Source organism: Streptomyces sp. NRRL S-337 (assembly GCF_000720175.1).
GTDB lineage: Bacteria > Actinomycetota > Actinomycetes > Streptomycetales > Streptomycetaceae > Streptomyces > Streptomyces siderophoricus.
Genome location: NZ_JOIX01000105.1, coordinates 1 through 23,687 on the forward strand (window position 1 = coordinate 1; position 23,687 = coordinate 23,687).

The 23,687-nt window shown below is 72.7% G+C and carries 15 protein-coding genes and 1 pseudogene; 3 read left to right on the top strand and 13 right to left on the bottom strand.

Annotated elements, in window-relative coordinates; translation table 11 throughout:
• Positions 1 to 150: 150 nt before the first annotated feature.
• From IG62_RS0137755 to IG62_RS0137800, 10 genes are all read right to left on the bottom strand, one after another.
• Positions 151 to 1,200 carry an ADP-ribosylglycohydrolase family protein gene (locus IG62_RS0137755; protein WP_051799161.1) on the bottom strand — a complete coding sequence of 350 codons (1,050 nt, stop codon included), beginning with the start codon at positions 1,198 to 1,200 and terminating at the stop codon, positions 151 to 153.
• Positions 1,201 to 1,584: 384 nt separating this feature from the next.
• Positions 1,585 to 2,736: a pseudouridine synthase gene (locus IG62_RS0137760; protein ID WP_030814610.1), complete on the bottom strand. Its 1,152-nt coding sequence runs from the start codon at positions 2,734 to 2,736 to the stop codon at positions 1,585 to 1,587.
• Positions 2,736 to 3,497 carry an SMC-Scp complex subunit ScpB gene (gene scpB, locus IG62_RS0137765; RefSeq protein ID WP_234326908.1) on the bottom strand — a complete coding sequence of 254 codons (762 nt, stop codon included), beginning with the start codon at positions 3,495 to 3,497 and terminating at the stop codon, positions 2,736 to 2,738. Before scpB ends, IG62_RS0137760 begins: the two co-directional genes overlap by 1 nt.
• The gene (locus IG62_RS48080; protein ID WP_420711176.1) at positions 3,494 to 4,675 is read right to left on the bottom strand and encodes a segregation and condensation protein A; all 1,182 of its coding nucleotides are present in this window, start codon (positions 4,673 to 4,675) and stop codon (positions 3,494 to 3,496) included. Before IG62_RS48080 ends, scpB begins: the two co-directional genes overlap by 4 nt.
• A 352-nt stretch (positions 4,676 to 5,027) precedes the next feature.
• Positions 5,028 to 5,681, bottom strand: a complete 654-nt coding sequence (locus tag IG62_RS0137775) for a hypothetical protein (RefSeq protein ID WP_078872489.1) — start codon at positions 5,679 to 5,681, stop codon at positions 5,028 to 5,030.
• A complete protein-coding gene (locus IG62_RS0137780) occupies positions 5,666 to 6,682 on the bottom strand; it encodes a ParA family protein (RefSeq protein ID WP_030416497.1) in 1,017 nt (338 codons plus the stop codon). Before IG62_RS0137780 ends, IG62_RS0137775 begins: the two co-directional genes overlap by 16 nt.
• 489 nt (positions 6,683 to 7,171) lie before the next feature.
• Positions 7,172 to 8,287 (bottom strand): alanine dehydrogenase, encoded by a 1,116-nt coding sequence (ald, locus tag IG62_RS0137785; RefSeq protein ID WP_030814619.1) that lies wholly within the window; start codon positions 8,285 to 8,287, stop codon positions 7,172 to 7,174.
• Between the two features lie 168 nt (positions 8,288 to 8,455).
• Positions 8,456 to 10,531 (bottom strand): tetratricopeptide repeat protein, encoded by a 2,076-nt coding sequence (locus IG62_RS0137790; RefSeq protein ID WP_030814622.1) that lies wholly within the window; start codon positions 10,529 to 10,531, stop codon positions 8,456 to 8,458.
• Positions 10,532 to 10,694: 163 nt separating this feature from the next.
• Positions 10,695 to 11,321 carry an NUDIX domain-containing protein gene (locus IG62_RS0137795; RefSeq protein WP_030814624.1) on the bottom strand — a complete coding sequence of 209 codons (627 nt, stop codon included), beginning with the start codon at positions 11,319 to 11,321 and terminating at the stop codon, positions 10,695 to 10,697.
• A 99-nt stretch (positions 11,322 to 11,420) separates the two neighbouring features.
• The gene (locus IG62_RS0137800) at positions 11,421 to 13,076 is read right to left on the bottom strand and encodes a CTP synthase (protein ID WP_030814628.1); all 1,656 of its coding nucleotides are present in this window, start codon (positions 13,074 to 13,076) and stop codon (positions 11,421 to 11,423) included.
• Positions 13,077 to 13,551: 475 nt separating this feature from the next.
• Between IG62_RS0137800 and IG62_RS0137805 the strand changes: the two genes are divergently transcribed.
• Positions 13,552 to 15,363, top strand: a complete 1,812-nt coding sequence (locus IG62_RS0137805) for a glycoside hydrolase family 15 protein (protein WP_030814632.1) — start codon at positions 13,552 to 13,554, stop codon at positions 15,361 to 15,363.
• A 134-nt stretch (positions 15,364 to 15,497) separates the two neighbouring features.
• Here IG62_RS0137805 and IG62_RS0137810 read toward each other — a convergent pair whose 3' ends face one another.
• Together IG62_RS0137810 and IG62_RS49305 are read right to left on the bottom strand one after the other, a co-directional pair.
• Positions 15,498 to 16,745 carry a beta-1,3-glucanase family protein gene (locus tag IG62_RS0137810; protein WP_030814635.1) on the bottom strand — a complete coding sequence of 416 codons (1,248 nt, stop codon included), beginning with the start codon at positions 16,743 to 16,745 and terminating at the stop codon, positions 15,498 to 15,500.
• Positions 16,742 to 18,022: a glycoside hydrolase family 16 protein gene (locus IG62_RS49305; RefSeq protein ID WP_420711177.1), complete on the bottom strand. Its 1,281-nt coding sequence runs from the start codon at positions 18,020 to 18,022 to the stop codon at positions 16,742 to 16,744. The genes IG62_RS0137810 and IG62_RS49305 overlap by 4 nt, the downstream gene beginning before the upstream one ends.
• A gap of 156 nt (positions 18,023 to 18,178) precedes the next feature.
• Between IG62_RS49305 and IG62_RS0137820 the strand changes: the two are divergent.
• Together IG62_RS0137820 and IG62_RS0137825 are read left to right on the top strand one after the other, a co-directional pair.
• Positions 18,179 to 19,165: pseudogene (locus tag IG62_RS0137820) on the top strand (LacI family DNA-binding transcriptional regulator); the annotation flags it as partial.
• 1,060 nt (positions 19,166 to 20,225) lie between these two features.
• Positions 20,226 to 21,860 (top strand): PucR family transcriptional regulator, encoded by a 1,635-nt coding sequence (locus IG62_RS0137825; protein ID WP_030814645.1) that lies wholly within the window; start codon positions 20,226 to 20,228, stop codon positions 21,858 to 21,860.
• Between the two features lie 98 nt (positions 21,861 to 21,958).
• Here IG62_RS0137825 and IG62_RS0137830 read toward each other — a convergent pair whose 3' ends face one another.
• Complete coding sequence (locus IG62_RS0137830) at positions 21,959 to 23,122, bottom strand: glycosyltransferase family 4 protein (RefSeq protein WP_037840318.1); 1,164 nt, start codon at positions 23,120 to 23,122, stop codon at positions 21,959 to 21,961.
• Positions 23,123 to 23,687 lie beyond the last annotated feature (565 nt).

The following is a 23,687-nucleotide window of genomic DNA, read 5'->3' on the forward strand; positions in this document are numbered from 1 at the left end:
CGGCCCCGCAGGCCCGTCACCGCACCCAACACCCACCCAGCCCGCCGCAGGCGCAACGACGAACAAGCCCCGCGGCGGGACAGACAGCCACGTGCGGGGCGCCGCAAAGCGCAACGGCGACCAAGCCCCGCGGCGCCGCAGACAGGTTCGTCAGGAATCCCACCCCTCCGCGAGGGAAAGGAGTTCGCTGCGGTACTCGACGCGGGCGGCCCAGTCCGCGGGCCATGCGTCGGCGCCCAGATGGGCGCCGGCGAACGCACCGGTGAGGCAGGCGATCGAGTCGGAGTCGCCTGAGGTGCAGGCGGCCCGGCGCAGGGCGGTGAGCGGTTCGGTGGGGAAGAGCAGGAAGCAGAGCAGGCCGGTGGCCAGCGCCTCCTCGGCGATCCAGCCGGCGCCGGTGGCCAGGCAGGGATCGGCCTCCCGGTCCGGGGCGGCGAGTGCCGCGTCCAGCCGGTCCAGGACGCCGAGGCAGTCGTCCCAGCCGCGGGCGATGAACGCGGCCGCGGAGGCGTCCTGGGCGCGCTGCCACAGGTCCCCGAGCCAGTCCTCCCGGTAGACGGTCCGCTGGTCGTGCGCGTACGTACGGAGCAGGGCGGGCAGCTCCGCGGGGGTCGCGCCGTCGGCGAGGGCGCGCACGGCGTACGCGGTGAGGTCGCTCGCGGCGAGTGCGGTCGGGTGGCCGTGGGTCAGCGCGGACTGGAGCTGGGCGGCGCCGGAACGCTGGTGCTGGCTCAGTCCCGGGGCAAGCCCGAGGGGCGCGACCCGCATGTTGGCGCCGCACCCCTTGGAGCCGATCTGGCTCGCCTCGGCCCAGTGGCGGTCCTCGTCGCTGAGCAGCTGACAGGCGTGCAGGCAGGTGGCGCCGGGTGCACGGTTGTTGTCGGGCGAGCGCCACCAGGCGACGTACTCGGTACGCACCGGGCCGACGAGCCGCGCCGGCGTCAGCTCACCGGCGCTCATGGCCGCCCGTAGACCGCGTCCCAGTGCCAGCGTCATCTGGGTGTCGTCGGTGACGAAGGCGGGGTCGGGCAGTGCCATCTGCCGCCAGGGTCCGCATTTGGCCTCGATCGCCGGTACGTCGTTGAACTCGGTCGGAAAGCCCAGCGCATCGCCGAGCGCCAGCCCGACCAGCGCGCCGGTGGCCGCGCCCGTGCCCGTCCCCGTGCCGGATGCCGAGCCTGCGGAGCTCGTGTTCCCCATGAAAAAACCACCCCTTAATCGTCATGGTGACGTTAAGGGGTGACGGGCCGACATCGCAAGCCAGTTGGCGCGCTCGGACGCCCCTGGTGAGTGGCGTTCCTTCGACGGCGTGATGCAGCGGCAGGCCTTGCGCGCCCCGTAGAGCGACGTGGCTGCGCGGTCTGATGGAGCGGCCTTCGTTCCGCGCACGCCGGGGAACGATGTGCACCCGACCCGTCCGGTGGAGGCATATGCATGCGGCCCCGCCAGCTTGAGCCGCATGCATCCGGCCGCACCCGACGCCCCGCCCCAGACCCAGGCAAGACCCCCGACGCCCCGTCCCCAAAACCAGGCACGGGCCCGACCCGCCCTGAAGGCGGGCGGGCCCGGGGGGCCGGGGGCGGGTTAGAGCTCGACCTCGCGCATCAGCATGCCGACCTCCGTGTTGGTCATGCGGCGCAGCCAGCCCGACTTCTGGTCGCCCAGGGAGATCGGGCCGAAGGCCGTACGTACCAGCTTGTCGACCGGGAAGCCGGCCTCGGCCAGCATGCGGCGCACGATGTGCTTGCGGCCCTCGTGGAGGCTCACCTCGACGAGGTAGTTCTTGCCGGTCTGCTGGACGACCCGGAAGTGGTCGGCGCGGGCGTAGCCGTCCTCCAGCTGGATGCCGTCCTTGAGCTGCTTGCCCAGGTCGCGCGGGAGGGGGCCCTGGATGGCCGCCAGGTAGGTCTTCTTGACGCCGTAGCGCGGGTGGGTCAGGCGGTGGGCCAGCTCGCCGTGGTTGGTGAGCAGGATGATGCCCTCGGTCTCGGTGTCGAGGCGGCCGACGTGGAAGAGCCGGGTCTCGCGGTTGGTGACGTAGTCACCGAGGCACTGGCGGCCGTCGGGGTCCTCCATCGTGGAGACGACGCCGGCCGGCTTGTTGAGCGCGAAGAACAGGTAGGACTGGGTGGCGACCGTCAGGCCGTCGACCTTGATCTCGTCCTTCTCCGGGTCGACCCGGACGCCCTGCTCCGTGACGATCTTGCCGTTGACCTCGACCCGCGCCTGGTCGATCAGCTCCTCGCAGGCCCGCCGCGAGCCCATGCCGGCCCGGGCCAGCACCTTCTGGAGCCGCTCGCCCTCCGGCTCGCCGAACGTCTTGGGGGTCTTGATCTGCGGCTTGTCGTGCCGGGCGCGGTTGCGCTCCTCGACCTGGGCGTCGTACTCCCGCGGCCGTGCGGGCGCCTGGCCGCGACCGCGCTGGGGGCCGCCCTTGCCGCCGGGTCGCCCCGCCTTGGAGGCCGCGCCGGTCCGCGGGCCGCCCTTGGCGCCGCCCCGGGCCGCCGCACCGCGGCTGCCGCCCGCCTTGGGGCCACCGCTCCGGCGCTCGTCCTTGGCGCCGCCCGCGCTCCCGGATTCGCCCACGTCGTAGCGGCGCTCCTCGGGGCGGGGGCGGCCGGCGCGCTGCTGCTTCTCGTCCTTCTTCCCCCCGGCCCTCGGCTGGGAGCTGCCCCCACCCGCGCCGCGGTAGTTGCCGCGTCCGCTGTCCCTGCTGTTCCTGCCGCTGCTTCGCATCAATGATCCGTCTGAGAGTCGCCGCTGTCGTCTACGTCGAACGACGGGATACCTTCCGGGGAGTCGCCCTCGACCGCGTCCGCCTCCGGGAGGAACGGTGCGAGCTCAGGGAGCTCGTCCAGGCCGCGCAGGCCCATCCGCTCCAAAAAGTAGTTCGTCGTCCTGTACAGGATCGCACCTGTTTCAGGTTCCGTCCCCGCCTCCTCCACCAGGCCGCGCTGGAGGAGCGTGCGCATCACGCCGTCACAGTTCACACCGCGAACGGCCGAGACGCGGGAACGGCTGACCGGCTGACGGTACGCGACCACGGCCAGAGTCTCCAATGCGGCCTGGGTGAGCCGGGCCTGCTGGCCGTCCAGGACGAAGCTCTCCACGGCGTCCGCGTACTCGGCCCGGGAGTAGAACCGCCAGCCGCCGGCGACCAGCCGGAGATCGAATCCGCGGCCCTGGCGGGCGTAGTCGCCGGACAGCTCGCGCAGCGCCAGCGCGACCGCGCGGCGGGGCCGCTGCAGGACCCTGGCCAGGTGCTCCTCGGTCGCCGGCTCGTCGACGACCATGAGGACGGCCTCCAGCGCCGGCTTGAGCTCCAGCTCGGCGACGCCCAGCGCCCCGGTCGGTGGCCCCAGGCGCTCCGCCGGCCCCCCGCCGTCCGCCCCGGCCTCGGTGACCTCGTACGCGTCGACGTCGGACGCGTCGGTGCCGGACGCATCGCTGCCGTACGCCTCCACGCCGTACGCGTCGCCCTCGGCCACGCCGCTCATGCCTGCTCCTCGTCCGCTCGCCCGGCCCGCCCCGGTACCTGTTGCCGCTCCGGCTGCCGTTCCTGTGGGTCTGATTCCTGCCGGCCGGATTCCTGCCGGCCTGGTTCCTGCCGGCCTGGTTCCTGCTGGCCCGGTTCCTGGTCGAACTCGTCGGTGACGACCGGTACGGCCCCCTCCGCGCCCGTCCAGCGCACCGTGAGCGCCCCGAGCGCCTCCTCCTGGTCCAATGCCACCACCCGCTCGCGGTAGAGCTCCAGAAGGGCCAGGAATCGCGCGACGACCGTGAGGGTGTCGGGGGCGTCCGCGACCAGCTGCTGGAAGCTGGCCCCGCCGGCCTCCCGCAGGCGTGCCAGCAGCACCTCGGCCTGCTCCCGCACGCTCACCAGGGGCGCGTGGATGTGGTCGACGTAGACCTGTGGCTTGGCCTTGGGCTGCATCGCCTTCACCGCGAGCCTGGCGAAGCCCTCGGCACCGATGCTGATCACGACCTCGGGGAGCAGTTCCGCGTGCTGCGGTTCCAGCCCGACGGTGCGCGGGTAGCGCCGCGCCTCGACGGCCAGCCGGTCGCTGAAGATGTCGGCGATCCGTTTGTACGCGCGGTACTGGAGCAGCCGGGCGAAGAGCAGGTCGCGGGCCTCCAGGAGCGCGAGGTCCGCCTCGTCCTCCACCTCGGCGGCGGGCAGCAGCCGGGCCGCCTTCAGGTCGAGCAGGGTCGCGGCGACGACCAGGAATTCGGTGGTCTGGTCGAGGTCCCAGTCCGGCCCCATGGCCCGGATGTGCGCCATGAATTCATCGGTCACCTTGGACAGCGCGACCTCGGTGACGTCCAGCTTGTGCTTGGAGATCAGCTGCAGCAGGAGATCGAAGGGCCCCTCGAAGTTGTCGAGCCGGAGCGTGAACTTCCCGTCACCGCCGGTCTCACCGCCGGCCCCGCTGCCAGCCTCACGGCCGGTCTCACCACTGGTCTCACTGCCGGACCCGCCACCCGTTTCATCACCGGTCTCGCCACCGGGCACGTCACCGGTCTGGCCACCGGTCTCGTCATCGACCTGGCCCAGGGCCCCGACCCCGGCTCCAGCTCCGGCCTCGGTCTCTACGGAGACCCGGCCGGGAGTCTCCTCGGGCGCCTCTACAGCCGCCTCTGCGATCGCCTCTGCACCCTCCTCGACCGCCTCCACGGGTGTTGCGCCGGAGGTCCCGTCAGTGGTCCCGCCAGCGGTCCCGTCACCAGCCCCGTCGGAAAGTCCGCCCCGGGCGCCGGTCGCCGGCCCCCCGCCGGGCACAGCACGGTCGGCAGCAAGCTGCTCAGGAGACCCCACCGGAGACTCCACCGGCACCGCGGGCGCCTGCTCCGCGGATGCCTGCACCGCGGGCGTCTGCTCCCCGCCCGGCCCGCGCCCGAGTCGTCGGCGGGCGCGGGGCGCAGGGGTGTCGTCATGGTTCGGCATCGCGGTGGCAGGCTATCCCGCGCCACGTGGTGTGACGTTTCAGCACCGCGGCGGACGCGCCGCGCGGCGGAGCCGGTGGTCCTCAGCGGCCGCGCAGCCGCCGCACCAGGATGCTGGCGTCGCCGCGCGACTCCAGGTCGGCGAGGACCACGGCGACCGCCTCGCGGACGATCCGGCCACGGTCGACGGCGAGGCCGTGCTCGCCGCGCAGTACCAGCCGCGCGTGTTCGAGGTCCATGAGCTCCTCGGCGGAGACATAGACGGTGATCTTCTCGTCGTGCCGTTCCCGGCCGCTGGGGCGGCGGTTGGCGCCCCGGGTGCCCCGGCGGCGGCCGGCGGCCGGTGCGGTGGCGGCCGCGCCGGCCTCGGGAGCGCCCTGCCGGGAGGCGCGGGTGCGGTGGGACGCGCCGCCGGCGCCGTCCGCCTCGCGCCCGCTGTGCTCGGCCGCGGGGGCGACCGGGGGCACCGGGGGCGGGGTGGCCGGTCCGCCGTCACCGGCCGTGGCCGGTGCGTCCGTGCCGTCGTTCTCCGTGCGTCGCCGGCGTGCGGGGGCCGCCTCCGGCCCCTCCGCGGCCGGGTCGGGCTCGCCGGCCGGCGCGGGCACCCGGGGTGCCTCGCCGTTGGCCGCGGCCGCCGAACCCCCCGGCGTACGGCGGGGGGTGGAGGGCTGCAGCGCCACTCCCCCGGTGGTGCGGAACAGTTCGTCGGCTCCCGGCAGACTCACTCGGCGTGACACCGGGCGAGCACCTCCCTGGCGAGCTGGCGATAGGCGGCGGCACCGACGGAGTTGGAGGCGTACGTGGTGATCGGCTCGCCCGCGACGGTGGTCTCGGGGAAGCGGACCGTACGGCCGATGACGGTGTGGTAGACGTGGTCGTCGAAGGCCTCGACGACGCGCGCGAGGACCTCGCGGCTGTGCACGGTGCGGGAGTCGTACATCGTCGCGAGGATGCCGTCGAGCTCCAGCTCCGGGTTGAGCCGCTCCTGGACCTTCTCGATGGTCTCGGTGAGCAGCGCGACACCGCGCAGCGCGAAGAACTCGCACTCCAGCGGCACGATGACCTTGTGAGCCGCCGTCAGGGCGTTGACGGTGAGCAGGCCGAGCGAGGGCTGGCAGTCGATGACGATGTAGTCGTAGTCGGCCAGCAGCGGTTTGAGGGCGCGCTGCAGGGTCGACTCGCGGGCGACCTCGCTGACCAACTGCACCTCTGCGGCTGACAAATCGATATTGCTGGGCAGCAGGTCCATGTTGGGGACCGCGGTCTTCAGCAGGACCTCGTCGGCCGACATGCCCCGCTCCATGAGCAGGTTGTAGACCGTCAGGTCGAGTTCCATCGGGTTGACGCCGAGGCCGACCGACAGGGCGCCCTGCGGGTCGAAGTCGACGAGCAGCACCCGTCGTCCGTATTCGGCGAGTGCGGCGCCCAGGTTGATGGTCGAGGTGGTCTTGCCGACCCCGCCCTTCTGGTTGCACATCGCGATGATCTTGGCCGGGCCGTGGTCCGACAGCGGTCCCGGGATGGGGAAGTAAGGGAGCGGGCGTCCGGTCGGGCCGACGCGTTCGCGGCGCTGGCGCGCGGCGTCCGGCGCGAGCGTCGCGGCATATTCGGGGTCCGGCTCGTACTCCGCGTCCGGATCGTAGAAGTGCCCCTCGGGCAGGTCGTCGTAGTCGGCGAAACGGGCGGGTTCTCCACTGCCCCGGTCGCCGGCCATGGCGTTCACGTGATGGCCGTCCATGCTCTGGTGGGCTGTCGTGGAAATGCTCTGATGGGCCGCGAAGGTGTGGATCGCGACGGAGCCGACAGCCTCGAACCCCGAGGGACCCTGGCCCCGTGCAACCGCTCCTGGTTGACCACCCCCGGGAGTAAATGTCGACTCATTCACAAGTCGTCTTACCTCCTTGGACGTGACCAGGAAACTTTATCGATAGGTCAGCGTGGCACCATGCCGACGGTTGGCGACTCTATGGCGTGTCGGGCGTCCGCAGCAACACAATCCACCGGACCCGGCACGATGTGTCGGTAACCGGACCCCTCGATGTCAAGGGCGCAAGCGGGATCGGACCGATGTTTCGGGGGTGCGCGAATCGGTTAAAGGGTTACGTTCACGGCGAGTTGAGAGACGACGTTCCGGAACGGCGTGCACCGTGCGTCACACACGCCACCGGCCGGGCCCTGTCGACAAGGCCCGGCCGGATGCTCAGCGTTGACGCGCTTCGTTGACGTCTCAGCCCAGGAGGGTGCGCAGTTCGGTGCACTCGAGACCGTGGGCCTCGGCGACCGGGCCGTAAACGACCTTGCCGTCGTGGGTGTTCAGGCCCTTGGCCAGCGCCGGGTCACGGCGCAGCGCCTCGACCCAGCCGCGGTTCGCCAGCTCCACGATGTACGGCAGCGTGGCGTTGGTGAGCGCGTGGGTGGAGGTGTTCGGCACCGCGCCCGGCATGTTGGCGACGCAGTAGAAGACCGAGTTGTGCACCTCGAAGGTGGGCTCGGCGTGCGTGGTGGGACGGGAGTCCTCGAAGCAGCCGCCCTGGTCGATCGCGATGTCGACAAGGACACTGCCCGGCTTCATCTTGGCGACGAGCTCGTTGGTGACGAGCTTGGGGGCCTTGGCGCCCGGGATCAGGACGGCACCGACGACGAGGTCGGCCTCGACGACGGCCTTCTCCAGCTCGTAGGCGTTGGAGACGATCGTCTGCACCTTGGTGCCGAAGATCTTGTCGGCCTCGCGGAGCTTGTTGATGTCCTTGTCGAGCAGGGTGACGTGGAAGCCGAGGCCCACGGCGATCTGCACCGCGTTCCAACCGGAGACGCCACCGCCGATGACGACGGCCTTGCCCGCGGCGACACCGGGGACACCGCCGGGCAGCACACCGCGGCCGCCGGCCTGGCGCATCAGGTGGTAGGCGCCGACCTGCGGGGCGATCCGGCCCGCGACCTCGGACATCGGGGCGAGCAGCGGCAGCTGGCGGCCGGCCGTCTCGACGGTCTCGTAGGCGATGGCGGTGGTGCCGGACTCCAGGAGGGCGTCCGTGCACTCGCGGGAGGCGGCCAGGTGCAGGTAGGTGAAGAGGGTCTGGTCCTTACGGAGGCGGTGGTACTCCTCCGCGATCGGCTCCTTGACCTTCAGCAGCAGGTCAGCGGTGCCCCAGACCTCGTCAGCGGTGCCCAGGATGGTGGCACCGGCGGAGACGTACTCCTCGTTGGTGATGGAGGAGCCGAGGCCGGCGTCCTTCTCGATGAAGACCTGGTGGCCGTGGCGGACGAGTTCGTTGACTCCGGCGGGCGTGATGGCCACGCGGAACTCGTTGTTCTTGACCTCGCGGGGGATGCCGACCTTCACGTCGATCACGGTCCTTGAAAGAGAGGGTGCAGGAGGAATTATCCCCTCATGCGATGCATGACGGAACTGACCGCGCCGTACGCGGCTCAGCCAGTCTATTGAAGGAGCTCCCGTTGTCTAGCCTTGCAAAGCATTAAATCTTGAGAGAGGTACCACCGATTTCGTAGGTCACTCCGGGTGATCTTCCAGGAGTCGTTCCCCCGCGGCGCGGTGGAGCCCTGCCGCGCTTGGGTCGCCGAGCCGTTCGAGGGTGTCCGCGATCCGCAGCTGGAGGGCCGCCTGGAGCCGTCCGTCGTCCGTTTTCCGGACCAGTTCCAGGGCCTCCAGGCAGGTCCGCAGCGCCTCCTCGGGGCGTCCGGCGTACTCCTGGACCCGCGCCGCCTCCCCGGTCGCCCGCGCCTGGCCGGCGAGATCGCCCAGCCTGCGGTACGTCCGGGCAGCCGCCCGCCACTGCTTGAGCGCCTCGCCCCACCGGCCGGACGCCATCAGGGCCCCGCCGATCCGCCCGTGCACCCGCGCCGCGTCCGCCGCCTCGCCGCGCGCCAGCCGCAGCTCCAGCGCCCGCCCGTACCAGTCGGCGGCCCGCACCCCGTCCCCCAGCTCGGCGTACGTACCGCCCAGCGACTCCATGGCCCGGACGGTGGCCACCGGGTCCGCCACGGACCGTGCCGCCTCCAGCGCACCCCGGTAACGGCCGAGCGCCTGGGCCGTCCGCCCCGCACCGCTGTCCAGGTCCGCGAGGTTCAGCAGCGCGGCGGCCCGCTCGCGCGCCAGCCCGCGCCGCTCGGCGGCCCGCAGCACGAGGCCGTGCACCGTATAGAGGTCCGGCGCGGCCGCCTCGGCGCCCTGGTGCGCGAGCAGGGTACGGGTCAGCGCGGCCATCAACCGCCGGTCCAGGGTGTCGAGTTGGCCGTCCGCGGCGGCCGCGCGGGCGGCGGCGAGCAGTGCCGGGCGGCGGCTGCGCAGCCAGTGCGCCGCGGTGCCCCGGGAGCTGAAGCGCAGCGACCGGGGCAGTCCGGCGGCCTTCTGCCGGGCGGTGGAGCCGGCCGGCTCGGCCATCGCCCGGCACGACTGCAGCAGCCGTACGGTCCGCTCCAGCACCCGGGCGCGGGCCAGCTGGAGCTCGGCCGGCCGCTCGTGCTCCCCGAGCAGCTCGCGCAGCAGCGGGTCGAGGCAGCCGGGGACGCGGTACTGCGGGTGCCGCGCGGCGTCCGCGGTCCCGGTGCCGGCGGGCGGGGCGTCGGGGTCTGCGGCGCCCGGCCGTAGCAGGCCGAGCACGGCGAAGTCGGCGAGTGCGGTGGCGGCCGTCGGCATCGAGCAGCCGGCCAGCGCGGAGGCGGTGTGCGCGTCCACGAGGCCGGCCGGGGCGAGGGTGAGCAGCCGCAGTATCCGGGCGGCGGTCGCCGGCAGCGCCTCGTAGGAGAGCCGGAAGGCCCGGAAGAGGGGGCGGGCGCCGCTGGGCAGGTCCGGCGGCACCGGGACCGACCGCAGCGCCTGGTGCAGATCGGCCACCGACGACTTGGGGCGGGCGGCGAGCCAGGCACCGGCCAGGACCAGCGCGGCGGGCTGGCCGCCGCACTCCTCGGCGACGCTGTCGGCGGTCCGCGGGTCGACGGTGATCCGGGTCGGGCCGGCGTACCGCTCCAGGATCTCCACGCAGGCCGCGCTGTCCAGCCCGCCCAGGGTGCACGGGCGGACGTCCGGGATGCCGGTCAGCGGCCCCTGGGAGACGACCACGACCAGGCAGTCCGGGGCGTCCGGGAGCAGCGGTTCGACGGCGTCGGCACCCGGTGCGTCGTCGAGGAAGAGCAGTGCGCGGCGGCCGGCGAGCGCCCCGCGCAGCCGCTCGGCCAGCTCGTCCCCGTCGGCGCCCGGCGGGGCGTCCGCACCGAGGGCGGTCAGCAGCTCACGCGCGGTGCGTCCGGTGTCGGCGACCTCCCCGCCCGGTCCGGTCAGCGCGGCGCGCAGCACCCCGTCGGGGTGATCGTCGGCCAGTTCGCCGAGCAGCTGCTCGGCGAGTGCGGTACGTCCCGAGCCGGGGCGGCCGGCGATCAGCAGGACCCGGCTGCGGGCGCCCTTGCGCCCCGAGAGGGTGTCCAGGCCGGCCCGGGCGATGTCGGCGTGCAGCGCCTTGAGCTCGCGGCGGCGCCCGGCGAAGGCGGCCGCGGGGGTGCGGCCCGCGGCGGCGGGGGCCGTCGCCGTCTTGGACGCGAGCCGCCCCGTGCCCACCGCCTGGTCCGTCACCGGTCACGCTCCCGTCCACCTGCGCGTACGAACCCGCCGCAGGCGCGGGCGGGAACCCTTACGAGCGTAGTTCACGGGGCGTCACGTGCCGTGCGGAGCAGGGCGGTTGGGTCACCCGACCGGATCGGGCCCGGCCGCCCGCGGACCGCGACGGAAAGTGCGGTCAGGCCTCGAAGGGGCGGGCCGGCCAGGGCGCATCGGCCGGCCGCAGCGCGTCCAGGCCCGCGCCGCCCTGCGCCGCGGTGAGGGCCAGCACGCCCACGACCAGGCAGTTGTTGTGCAGCTCACCGGCGAGCGCCCCGCGCACCAGCTCCTCCTGCGGTACCCGCGCCAGCTCCATGTCGGCCTCCTCCTCGGCGACCTCGAAGCGCTCCCCCTCGGCCTCGGACAGGTCCCGGGCGAGGAAGATCCGCACGGCCTCGTCGCAGCCGCCGGGCGTGGTGTAGACGTCGGTCAGCACCCGCCAGTCCTCGGCCTTGACGTGCGCCTCCTCGTAGAGCTCGCGCTGGGCGGCGCGCAGCGGGTTCTCCCCGGGGACGTCGAGCAGCCCGGCGGGGATCTCCCACAGCTTCATGCGCACGGGGTGGCGGTACTGCTTCAGCACCAGCACCCGGCCCTCGTCGTCGAGGGCGAGGACGGCCACCGAGCCGGGGTGGACCTGGTAGTCACGGGTGACCTTGGCGCCGTCCGGCATCACGACCTCGTCGGTGCGGACGCTGGTCTTGTTCCCGGTGAACGGCGTGGTGGAGGCAGTGACCGTCCATTCCTCCGGGGTGTCCTTGATCGCCATGGCGCGTCCTCCTGTGTGAAGCCTGCAACAACGCGGAAACCGGGGCACGACCTCGTGGAAGAGGCCGTACCCCGGCAACCGTAACCGGCGCGGTGGGCGCTACTTCGCGGCGCCCGTCTTGCGCGCGACCGCGGCCTTCACCAGCCCGGCGAAGAGCGGGTGCGGGCGGGTCGGGCGGGAGCGGAGCTCCGGGTGCGCCTGGGTGGCGACGAGGTAGGGGTGGGTCTCGCGCGGGTACTCGACGTACTCGACGAGCTTGTTGTCCGGGGAGGTGCCGGAGAACTGCAGCCCGGCCTTCTTCTCCAGCTCACCGCGGTAGGCGTTGTTGACCTCGTAGCGGTGGCGGTGGCGCTCCTCTACGTACCCCTGGTCGCCGTAGACCTCGCGGACGATGGAGCCCTCGGCGAGCTTGGCCGGGTACATGCCCAGCCGCATCGTGCCGCCCATGTCGCCCTCACCTGCGACGATGTCCAGCTGCTCGGCCATGGTGGAGATGACCGGGTGGGCGGTCGCCGGGTCGAACTCGGTGGAGTTGGCGCCCTCGATGCCGGCGAGGTTGCGGGCCGCCTCGATGACCACGCACTGCAGGCCCAGGCACAGGCCGAGCAGCGGCAGCTTGTTCTCGCGGGCGTAGGTGATCGCGCCGACCTTGCCGTCCACACCGCGGTCGCCGAAGCCGCCGGGGATGCAGATCGCGTCGCAGTCGGAGAGCTGCGCCGCGGCACCGGCCGGGGTCTTGCAGTCGTCCGAGGTGACCCACTTGATCTTGACGCGGGCCTTGTTGGCGAAGCCGCCGGCCCGCAGCGCCTCGGTGACCGAGAGGTAGGCGTCCGGCAGGTCGATGTACTTGCCGACCAGCGCGACCTTGACCTCGTGGTCGGGGTTGTGGACGCGCTCCAGCAGATCGGCCCACTGGGTCCAGTCCACGTCGCGGAACGGCAGGTCGAGCTTGCGCACGACGTAGGCGTCCAGGCCCTCGGCGTGCAGGACCTTGGGGATGTCGTAGATCGACGGGGCGTCGATCGCGGCGACCACCGCGGCCTCGTCGACGTCGCACATCAGCGAGATCTTGCGCTTGATGGCGGTGGGCACCTCGCGGTCGGCGCGCAGCACGATCGCGTCGGGCTGGATACCGATGTTGCGCAGCGCCGCCACCGAGTGCTGGGTCGGCTTGGTCTTGAGCTCACCCGACGGGCCGATGTACGGCAGCAGCGAGATGTGCACGACGAAGACGTTGTCGCGGCCGACCTCGTGGCGGACCTGGCGGACGGTCTCCAGGAACGGCAGCGACTCGATGTCGCCGACGGTGCCGCCGACCTCGGTGATCACGACGTCGACGTCGTCGGTCGCCATCCGCCGGATGCGGTGCTTGATCTCGTTGGTGATGTGCGGGATGACCTGCACGGTGTCGCCGAGGTACTCACCGCGGCGCTCCTTGGCGATCACGGTGTTGTAGACCTGGCCGGTGGTCACGTTCGCCGAGCCGTCGAGGTCGACGTCGAGGAACCGCTCGTAGTGGCCGATGTCCAGGTCGGTCTCGGCGCCGTCGTTGGTGACGAAGACCTCGCCGTGCTGGAACGGGTTCATCGTTCCGGGGTCGACGTTCAGGTACGGGTCGAGCTTCTGCATCGTGACCCGCAGGCCCCGCGCCTTCAGGAGAGCACCCAGGCTGGAGGCCGTGAGCCCCTTGCCGAGCGAGGAGGCGACGCCCCCGGTGACGAAGAGGTGCTTGGTCGTCGTGGATTTGGCTGGCATGGCCAAGAGGGAGCTCCCGTGGTCGCGAGGTGGAGAGGTGCGAAGCGGCGCCGTCCCGCGTCTGTGAGGGGTGCCGTCGCTGCGGTCGGGGTGCCGTGACATGTTGCCGGGGCCCACCGGTCCACGGGGTACCAGGCTATCAGCGCCCGGGCATGGTCGCGCCCGGCCACGCACCGGAACCTCGTGCGACCCCTCCCCGTCACGATGTGTGACGAGGAGGGGTTGACGCTGTCACGTGACGGAGGCCACCCGTTCGGAGCACTTCACTCGTCGCGAGCGTCGCGCGGATCACCCGCCTGCGTCGTATCCTGCTCGGACACTCGCAACGAGCCGTCCGGGAAGGCACCACTCTCCCCCAGCTACCGCTGGGAGGGCCCCCAGCCCGATTTCCGGTCCAGCTGCTCGGCGACGTTTCATGGGCAGGACGGACAGATCACAACGTCCCATGGGGGGCGTGACTCCAGTTCGACGGGAGATGCACGTGGCCGGGCGCATCGAGGACTACGCACTTATCGGCGATATGCAGACCGCCGCTCTAGTGTGCAGGGACGGGACGGTCGACTGGCTGTGCCTGCCCCGCTTCGACTCGCCGGCGGTCTTCGCAGGGCTGCTGGGCACAGAGGAGAACGGCTACTGGCGGATGGGGCCGGTGACCGGTTCCGAGGACGGGCCGCAGCCCGCCGACCGCCGTCGCTACCGGGGCGATTCACTCGTGCTGGAATCCGAGTGGGACACTCCGCGCGGTACCGTCCGGGTGATCGACTTCATGCCGCCGCGGGACGGCGCGCCGCAGGTGATCCGCATCGTGGAGGGGGTCAGCGGCCGCGTCCCGATGCGTTCGGAGCTGCGGATGCGGTTCGCGTACGGCTGGGTCGTGCCGTGGGTGCACAAGATCGACGAGCGGACCGTCGCGGTCGCCGGCCCGGACTCCGTGTGGCTGGACACCGAGGTCGAGACGTACGGGAAGGACCTGACGACCTTCTCCGACTTCACCGTCTCGCCGGGCGAGCGGATCGCCTTCACGATCAGCTGGCAGCCCTCGCACCACCAGCCGCCGGCCGTGGCGGACCCGGAGGGGTCGCTGGAGGCCACCGAGGAGTTCTGGCGCGAGTGGGTCGAGCACTGCACGTACCACGGCCCCTACCGCGACGCCGTGGTCCGCTCGCTGATCACGCTGAAGGCGCTGACGTACGCGCCGACCGGCGGGATCGTCGCGGCGCCGACCACCTCGCTGCCCGAGTGCATCGGCGGCGTCCGCAACTGGGACTACCGCTTCACCTGGCTCCGGGACGCCGCGATCACCCTCTCCTCGCTGCTGCGCACCGGCTACCGCGAAGAGGCCCGGGCCTGGCGGGAGTGGCTGCTGCGGGCGGTGGCCGGCGACCCGGACAACCTGCAGATCATGTACGGCATCGCCGGTGAGCGCGAGCTCGGCGAGAACGAGCTCAACTGGCTTCCCGGGTACGAGAATTCGCGTCCGGTGCGGGTCGGCAACGGCGCCGCGGGCCAGCTCCAGCTCGACGTCTACGGCGAGGTCACCGAGGCCCTGCACCTGGCGCACATGACCGGCCTGGCCCGCAACGACTACGCCTCGCTGCTGCAGATCAAGCTGATCCAGTGGGTGGAGAAGCACTGGGACGAGCCGGACGAGGGCATCTGGGAGGTCCGCGGGCCGCGCCGGCACTTCGTCCACTCCAAGGTGATGACCTGGGTCGCGGTGGACCGCACGGTCAAGCTGATCGAGTCCGGGGACGTCGACGGCCCGCTGGAGCGCTGGAAGGACCTGCGCGAGACGATCCACCGGGACGTCTGCGAGAAGGGTTACGACAAGGAGCGCAACACCTTCACCCAGTCCTACGGCTCGCAGGAGCTGGACGCCTCGCTGCTGCTGATCCCGCAGGTCGGGTTCCTGCCGCCGGACGACAAGCGGGTCATCGGCACGATCGAGGCGATCCAGCGGGAGCTGACCACCGAGGACGGCTTCGTGCTGCGGTACCCGACGGCCGGCCAGGGCGAACTGGGCGTGGACGGTCTGGAGGGCGAGGAGGGTGCCTTCCTGGCCTGCTCGTTCTGGCTCGCGGACGACCTGGCGATGATCGGCCGGGTGGATGAGGCCCGCCAGCTCTTCGAGCGGCTGCTCTCGCTCCGCAACGACCTCGGCCTGCTCGCGGAGGAATGGGACCCCAAGGGCAAGCGCCAGGTGGGCAACTTCCCGCAGGCGTTCAGCCACGTCCCGCTGATCGACACCGCACTGCGCCTGACGGCGAGCGGGGCGTACGGCGGCTGAACCCCGCTGGTGTACGCCGCGGCCGCCCCCGGGAGTGTTCCGGGGGCGGCCGCGCTGCGTGGGTCGCAGGGTCGGGCGGTGGGGTGGGGTGGGCAGGAGAGGCTCGGGGTGTGTCCGGTGGGTCCCGCGGTGCGTCAGAAGGGGGTCAGGGTGAGGGTGATCTCCTTCGGGGCGCTGTCCTCGATGTACGAGGCGAAGCCGGCGACGTCGTCGAAGGCGAAGCCGTAGGCCCGGCCGTCCTGGGTGGCGGCGTGCATGGCCTTGGCGTAGTGGTTGGTCAGCCGCTGCCGGTAGAAGGCGGCGGGGTCGGTGGTGGGCTGGTGCGCCTGGGAGACCAGGGTGGAGCGGTTGAGGGCCGCGCCCAGGACGGCCGCCACCGGGCCGAGGGTGCCGTCGTTGGGGGCGGCGAGGGTGCCGTCGCAGAAGAGGACGTCACGGGTGGACGGCTTGTCGAAGGAGACCGTGCCGATGCGGGCACTCCCCCGGCTACCGCTGGGGGTGCCCCCGCCCTGGCCCTTGATGCCTTGGGGGCCCTGGAAGGTGAGTTTGCCGCCGCTGACCCGGCCGGTGAAGGTTCCGGCGTTGGTGGTGACGGTCAGGTCCTTGCTCGCGTAGGCGGACCAGGCCTCGTCGATGGCGGGCGCGAGGTAGTCCTTGGCGAACAGTCCGCTGTCGAGGCCGTGCCCGGGGGCGATGACCCGCTTGTCGCCGATGACCAGCCGGTCGAAGCCCTCGGCGGCCTTGACGTCGGCGAAGATCCGGTCGCGGGCGCCGTCCTTGAGCGTGCCGGTGGTCTGCTCCTTGGCTCCGGAGAGCTTGATGGCGAGCGGCACGCTGAACATGTCGACCATGGTGGTGTTGCAGTACAGCCCGCCGGAGTTGTGGGTGAACTCGGCGCAGTCGTGGAGGACGTCGTAGTTGGGGTCGCCCGAGACCCAGCCCGCCGGGTAGGCGAGCGCGGGTTTGCCGTTGCCGTCCTTGACGGCCTTGAACTTGAGCTTGCTGCCCAGGGCGACGTAGATCCGGCCGGACATCTGGGGCAGTTGGACGGTGGTCGTGCCGCTCGCGGCGAGCGGAATGGCGTAGTCGGTATACCCGTCCGGCCCGTTGTCCCCGAGCGCCACGGGTTTGAGCGCTCCGTCGGGCCCGACCCACACCTGCTGCGCCCCGTCATTCCCGACGACGTACACCCACACCGAGGAATTCCGGTACGCCCCGGAGTTGTTGAGGATACGCAGGGGGACCGCCCCCGCCGCCCGTTTTTGCCCCGAGGTCGTACGAGCCTCCAGAGGGGACCCGAGGGCACGGCCGGCCAGGGTGATGCCGGAGGCGGTGGCGGCGCCGGCGGCGAGGCCGCCGAGCAGGGTACGTCGAGTGATCACGGGGTGGCTCCTTGCGGGGCGGCGGGGTGCCGGTCGGCGGCGGGGGTGGGGTGCCGGTCGGCGGCGGTGGCGGGGGCGGGCTTGTGGTCCGTCTCCGTGCGGGCCGCTGCTGCGGGGTCGGCGTCCGTGCGGCTGGGCGCTGTGGCGGCTTCGTGGTCCGTGCGGGTGGGTGCTGTGGCGGGTTCACGGGCCGTACGGGCGGAGGCGGTTGCGGTTGCGGTTGCGGACTGCTGGACGGAGACCGCGATGTGGTCCACGAGGAGTGAGCCGCCGGGGCGGGTGGTGTCGGTGGGGGTCGCCCTGCCCGCGACGCCGTCCGGGAACGCCCCGCCCATCGCAAGGTTCAGCAGCAGGAAATGGCCGTGGTGGGTGGCCTTCGCCCAGGTGTCGGCGTCCATCTCGGTCGACGTCACGGTGTGGAACTTCTGCCCGTCGACATACCAGTTCAGCGACTCCGCGGCGCCGTTGGTGCGGTCCAATTCCAGTGCGTACGTGTGGAAGCCGGCCTGGCAGGCGCTGCCGGGGCACTCGCGGGAGCTGCCCTTGCCCTGCGTCTCGTTGCACGGCCCGCCGGGGCTGACGCCGCAGTGCAGCGTGCCCCAGACCTTGTTGATGCCGTTGACGTTCTCCATGAGGTCGAACTCGCCGATGCCGGGCCAGTTCTGGTAGTTGCCGCGGTAGTCGGCGCCCAGCGTCCAGAAGGCGGGCCAGTAGCCGAGCGCGGCGTCACCGGTGACGTCGGGCATCCGGATGCTCGCCTCGATGCGGAGTTTGCCGCCGGCCGGCGCGGCGAAGTCGGTGCGCCGGGTCTCGATGCGGGCCGAGGTCCAGGTGGCGCCGTCCTTGAGTGCGGTGATTTTGAGGTGGCCGGCGCCGTCGAGTTGGAGGTTTTCGGGTTTGTCCGTGTACGTCTCGCGCTCGCCGGTGCCCCAGTTGGCGGGGCCGCCGGGGTAACCGGTACCGGTGTCGATGATCCAGTCGTCGCCGCTCGGGCGTGATCCGGCAGCGCCGTCGAAGTCCGTACGCCACACTTCCTGGAAGGCGGTGGCCGCGTTCGCGGTATGGGTGGTGCTCGACGTCCGTGCGGTGCGTGGCGTGTGTGCGGTGCTCGCCGTGCGGGCGGTGCTCGCCGTGCGGGCAGGGCTCGGCGGGTGCGCGGTGCCGGCCGTAGGTGCCGCTTCCCCGGCGGAGGCGCTGGGGAGGGCGAGGGCGAGGGAGCAGGTGCTGACGAGTGCGGTGCTCATGGCGAAGAGCACCGCTCTTTTCCTCATGCTCATGACATTCTCTCCTCGGGAACGGTGGGGGGTAGTGAGGAGTTCTGGGGGGTATCCGTGAGGACATCGCGCTTGAGAGCGCTCTCATGACGTCCTCAGTGCACCCTGCCGACTCGACGGCACACCGTCAAGTAACCGAGTCGAAAAAGGAGTTGGAACGTGGCTGAGCCGAACGGTGGGCGGCCCACGCTGGAGGCGGTCGCGGCACATGCCGGCGTCTCCCGCGCCACGGTGTCCCGCGTGGTCAACGGCGGTGCGGGCGTACGGGAAGCGGTCCAGGAACGGGTCCGCCGGGCGGTGCACGAGCTGGGTTACGTACCGAACAGCGCGGCCCGCACCCTGGTCACCCGCCGCACCGGAGCGGTCGCCGTGGTCATCGCGGAACCGGAGGCCCGGGTCTTCACCGACCCCTTCTTCGGCCGTCAACTACGGGGCATCAGCCGGGAACTGGCCGCCGCCGACACCCAGCTCCTGCTGATGTTCGTCGAGCACCGCGCCGACTACGACCGCATCGGCCGCTATCTGGCGGGAGGTCATGTCGACGGCGCGCTGATGTTCTCGCTGCACCGCGACGACCCGCTGCCCGCCATGGCCGAGCGTGCCGGGCTGCCCACCGTGTACGGCGGCCGGCCCGGCTGGGCGGGCGCCGACCGCGCGCCGCGACCGCTGTACGTCGACACGGACAACCGGGACGGCGCCCGTCAGGCCGTACGCCATCTCCTCGACCGCGGCCGCCGGCGGATCGCGGTGATCACCGGTCCGCTCGACCAGACGTCGGCGCTTGACCGGCTCGACGGCTATCTGGAGGTGCTGGGCACGAGCGAGCCCGATCCGCGGTTGATCGCGGACGGCGGCTTCACGGCAGAGGGCGGCGAGCGCGCCATGGCCACGCTCCTGGACGCCGCGCCGGACCTGGACGCCGTCTTCGCGTGCTCCGACCTGATGGCGAACGGCGCGCTGCGGACCCTGCGGGCGCGGGGGCGGCGGGTCCCGGACGATGTGGCGGTGGTCGGCTACGACGACCTGGAACCGGCGGCCTGGGCGGACCCGCCGTTGACCACGGTGCGGCAGGACGTGGAGGAAATGGGCCGACTGATGGCCCGGCTGCTGCTCCGGCTGTTGGATACGCGACGGGCGGGGGGTGCGCGCGGGTCGAGTGCCGGGGGCGACGGCGCGGAGCTTGGGGGTGGTGCTGAGCTTGGCGGTGCTGCGGACGTTGGGGGTCGTGCGGAGGTTGGGGGCGATGCGGATGTAGGTGGTGGAGCGGATCGTGGGAGCGGTGCGGGTCTCGGTCGCGGAACGGATCGGGAGAGCGAGGCGGATCTCGGGGCCGGAAGGGGTGGCGTCACTGCTGCGCCGGGGCTGGAGCCGGTGATCACGGAGGCGCGGTTGGTGGTGCGGGCGTCGACGTGAGGGAGCCGCCCCGGTGCGAGGCACGGGCCCGGACAGGCTTGGTGCCGGCCGCGGGCCGACGGGCCGTGGCCGGGGTGGCCGGTGGCCGGGGCTGACGGTGCCGGGGGCCGGGTCGGGCGGTGGCCGGGTCGGGTGGTGGCCGGGGTCGCCGGCGGGCGGTGGCCGGCGGGCCGCCACTGGGGCGTACGGCGCCCGGGGGCGGGGCCGTGGCTGTTGCGGGCCGCCCTCCAGCCGTAGCCCAGCTTCCCGGGGTGGCGGCACCCCCGCTCTCGGTCGGGGCTGCTGCTCTCGGAGCAGAGCACCGCTCTCGGACGCGTCCGGAGCTCTCGGGCGGGGCCGCTGCTCTCGAACCTGGCGTCCGCTCTCGGTCGACTCGCTGCTCTTGTTCGAGAGCACAGCTCTCAGTCGACCGCTGCTCTTGAAACGAGAGCAGCACCGCTCTCGGGGCAAGGCCAGCGCATTGGGATCCAACCATCGCCCTCAGTCCCACTCCCGCTCTCGGCTTAGAGCACTGCTCTCGGGCCAAAGCACTGCTCTCGGCACGGAGCACCGCTTCGGGCTGGTTCGCCCCTCCCCGAACCGACCGTCAGTCTCGGACGGGAGCACCGCACTCGGACCCGATCACCGCTCTCGCATGGAAGCACCGCCCCGCCCCCAGCCCTGCCCCCGGCCCGCGGCCCCCACCCCCGGCCCCGGCCCCGGCCCCGGCCCCGGCCCCACATCCAACCCCAGCCCCGGCCCTGCCCCGGACGGGGCGGCTCCGGATAGCGGACTGCGGGTACCGTTCGTCGGCATGGGGCCGGAAGCAAAAATCGAAGCCGAGATCACGGTACGCAGGGCGCTGGAGCTGCCCGCGCTGCGGCGCGGGCTGCCGGAGGTGCTGGCCGGCGGGGACCGGCTGGACCGCGCGGTGCGCTGGGTGCACGCGGGCGAGGTGCCGCACATCGCCTCGCTGCTCAAGGGCGGCGAGCTGCTGCTGACCACCGGCCTCGGACTGGGCACCCGGCCGTCCGAGCAGCGGGCCTTCATCCGTAAGCTCGCGGACCGCGAGATCGCTGCTCTCGTCGTGGAGCTGGGCTCTCGTTTCGAATCGCTGCCCCCGGCGCTGGTGGAGGCCGCACGGGACTGCGGTCTGCCGTTGATCCAGCTGCACCGCGAGGTCCCGTACGTCACGGTCACCGAGGCCATCCATACCGAGATCATCAACAGCCACTACGCGCTGCTGCGTCGCGCCGACCAGATCCTGCGCCGGTGTACCGACGTCCTCCTGCGCGGCGGGGGTGCGCCCGAGGTGTTGCGGCTGCTGGCGGTCTTCACCGGCAACCCGCTCTGCCTGGAGGCCCCGGACGGCAGCCCGTTGTACGCCGCGGGCCCGGACGGCGGCGACGAGGACGGGTCCGCCGACGCCGATCCGCTGCTGGCCTGGGAGGGCCTGCGCGATTCGGGCGTCCGGATCGACGTCCCCGGTGGCGGGCACGGCCCCGACGCGGTCCGCGCCCGCCTCGTACTGCTGCCGGTCAACGCCCCCGTGGCACCGGTGCACCGGATCGCCGCGGAACGCGCCGCCGACCTGCTCGCCGTCGTGATGCTCCAGTCCCGCCAGGAGGAAGTGCTGGCCGCCCGCGGCCGCGGCGACTTCCTCGCCGATCTGGCGGAGGGCCGGATCTCCGCGGCCGAGGCGCCCGCACAGGCCCGGCTGCTCGGGTTCCGACCCGGCCCGGAACCGGTCCTTCCGGTGGTCATGCGGCTACCGGCCGGCCTGCCCACCCCCAACAGCTGGGCGCTGCTCGCCCAGACACTGCGCGAGGAACTCGCCGCCCTCGGGGCGCCGGTGCTCCTCGGCGTACGCCCCGTGGAGGGCCGGGTGCCGATGCTCGTGGCGCTGCGCGCCGGCCAGCCGCGCGAGGCACTCGCCGACCGCGTCGCCGAGGCGCTACGCGCCGGGGTGGTCCGCGCGGGGCTGGACCGTCCGACGGCGCACCGCCCGGTGGTCGTCGTCGGAGCCGCGGGCGACTGGGCGGCGGCCGGCCCCGGCCTGCGCCACGCCGCGGAGGCCGCGGCAGCCGCCCAGGGGCTGCCGGAACAGCCCTGGTACGACGCGCGCCGGCTGGACATCGAGCTGCTGCTGTGGCGGATGCGCGAACACGGCGAACAAGGCGTGCTCAGCGATTTCGTGGAACGTGCCATCGGCCCGCTGCTCGCCCACGACCAAGGCGCCCGGCAGCCGTTGCTGCCCACCCTGGAGGCTTATCTGGCCAGCGCGGGACGCAAGGCCGAAACGGCCCGCGATCTGAACGTCAACCGCCAGACCCTCTACGACCGCCTGGCCCGCATCGCCCAGCTGCTCGGCACCGACCTGGACGATCCGCAGACCGTACTGGGCCTGCGCCTGGCCCTGCGCGCCAGACGCCACACCGACCGGCCGTAGCCCCACCCGGGGAGACCGACGTTCCGTCGTACGTCTCCTCGGCCCGGGGCCTTGCGGCCGCCGACCGTGCCCGTCGCGCAGCCCGTCCCGTCGTGAGGCTAGTGCGGGGACGGCAAGTGTTGCGTCAACTCGTCGTAGACGCTGAGGATTTGGGTCACGGTATCGTTTTCGGTCGGCCAGCTGGACGCCTGGATGAGGCCGGCCTCGGCGAGCGCGTCCCGGCGCGCGGGGTCCGCGAGCAGGGCGAGCACGCTACGGGCCAGGGCGGCGGCGTCTCCGTAAGGGACAAGTTCCGCCGCGGGGCCGACCAGTTCGCGGGTGCCGCCGGTGTCGGTCGCGACCAGCGGCACCCCGGCGCGCAGCGCCTCCTGAGCGATCAGCGAGCGCGCCTCCCACCGGCTGGGGAGTACGACGAGGTCGGCGGCGGCGAGGAGTTCGGGTACGTCGTCGCGACAGCCAAGCAGCTGGACGGGCAGCTCCTCCTGGTCGATCCGGCGCTGCAGCGCGGCCCGTTGGTCGCCCTCCCCCGCGATGGTGACCAGCGGCTGGGGGTCGAGCGCACACCAGGCGTGTGCGGCGTCCAGCAGCAGATCGTGGCCCTGGCCGGGGTCGAGACGGCCGACCGCGAGCAGCAACGGGCGGCCGGTCGCGCCCAGTTCGGCCCGCTCCTTGTGGCGCATCCGGTCGCGTTCCTCGGGCTCGTCCGGTGCCCCGCCGGAACGGGGCCGCGGAATGGCGACCGGAGCGAGCCGGGCGTCGCGCGCACCACGCTCGCGTGCCCGGTCCACGAGGTCGGAGCAGGCGCCCAGCACCACGGCGGCGGTCCGGGCCACCCGACGCTCCATCAGGTGCACCACGCCGGCCCGCGGGCCCTCGGTGTGCGGACTCGTGTGCCAGGTGATGACCAGCGGGACCCGCCGTCCTCCCCTGGGGCCGCGCAGTCCGCGCAGCGCCATCGAGGCACGCAGCCCGGCCCGCAGGCCGTGCGCATGGACCAGATCGGCGTCCCAGCAGGCGCTGCGCAGCGTCGCCACGCTGACCGGGTCCATCCGCGGAGGAACGTGGACGAACCGCGCGCCGGCGCCGGTGAAGTCGTACGCCTCCTCGGATTCCGGTGTGGCACAGACGGTGACCCGGACGCCGCGTGCCACCAGCCCCTCGGCCAGCGAGCGGACATGGGCCGCGCTGCCGGCGCCGCCGTACCCCAGCACCTGGACCGTGCGCAGCGGTGACAGCCCGTGCGTCGAGGTCGGGGTACTCACGTGTGCGGGACTCCTGGGTCTAGGCGGAACGGGCCGTACCGGTAGGTCGGTCCGCTGGGTGCGGACGCTGCGCGGCGCGCCACCGGGCGGGCCGGCCCACCGGAAGACGGCAGGACGCAGCGAGCGCACCCGGAACCGCGCACCGGGCCCAGGATGCCAGTCCGGCGGCGTCAATTCGGCATCGTCCGCCCGCCGTTCCGGTGGGAAGTCTCACCCCAGCGCCCTTGAGATCACCCACACGGATGACAATCCGCCCGCGCGGGTCGACGGTACGTACGGGTGAGCCGCCCACCGGAGCACGCCATCTGCTCCACCGGGAGGCGCGCACGACGCGCGCTCGCTCCGCAGCCGGCCCCTACACGCCGCCTCATGGCCGCCACGCCCGGCCAGTGCCGCGCCACCCAGCCCACTGCCGGGGTACGTGGACGTGGCCCACTGCCGGGGTACGTGGCCCACTGCCGCCGCGACCGCCCTCTGTTGTGGCGCCGCGAACGGCCGTCCGCTCCCCCCACCCCCGAACCCACCCCCCGCCCCCTCCCCCGAAGGGGGAGAGGGGGAGGGGGCG

Bases quoted from the DNA above. Each gene is read 5' to 3' on its own strand.
- IG62_RS0137755 (WP_051799161.1), bottom strand. From the start codon at position 1,200: ATGGGGAACACGAGCTCCGCAGGCTCGGCATCCGGCACGGGGACGGGC.
- IG62_RS0137760 (WP_030814610.1), bottom strand. From the start codon at position 2,736: ATGCGAAGCAGCGGCAGGAACAGCAGGGACAGCGGACGCGGCAACTAC.
- scpB (WP_234326908.1), bottom strand. From the start codon at position 3,497: ATGAGCGGCGTGGCCGAGGGCGACGCGTACGGCGTGGAGGCGTACGGC.
- IG62_RS0137780 (WP_030416497.1), bottom strand. From the start codon at position 6,682: ATGGACGGCCATCACGTGAACGCCATGGCCGGCGACCGGGGCAGTGGA.
- IG62_RS0137795 (WP_030814624.1), bottom strand. From the start codon at position 11,321: ATGGCGATCAAGGACACCCCGGAGGAATGGACGGTCACTGCCTCCACC.
- IG62_RS0137800 (WP_030814628.1), bottom strand. From the start codon at position 13,076: ATGCCAGCCAAATCCACGACGACCAAGCACCTCTTCGTCACCGGGGGC.
- IG62_RS0137805 (WP_030814632.1), top strand. From the start codon at position 13,552: ATGCACGTGGCCGGGCGCATCGAGGACTACGCACTTATCGGCGATATG.
- IG62_RS49305 (WP_420711177.1), bottom strand. From the start codon at position 18,022: ATGAGCATGAGGAAAAGAGCGGTGCTCTTCGCCATGAGCACCGCACTC.
- IG62_RS0137825 (WP_030814645.1), top strand. From the start codon at position 20,226: ATGGGGCCGGAAGCAAAAATCGAAGCCGAGATCACGGTACGCAGGGCG.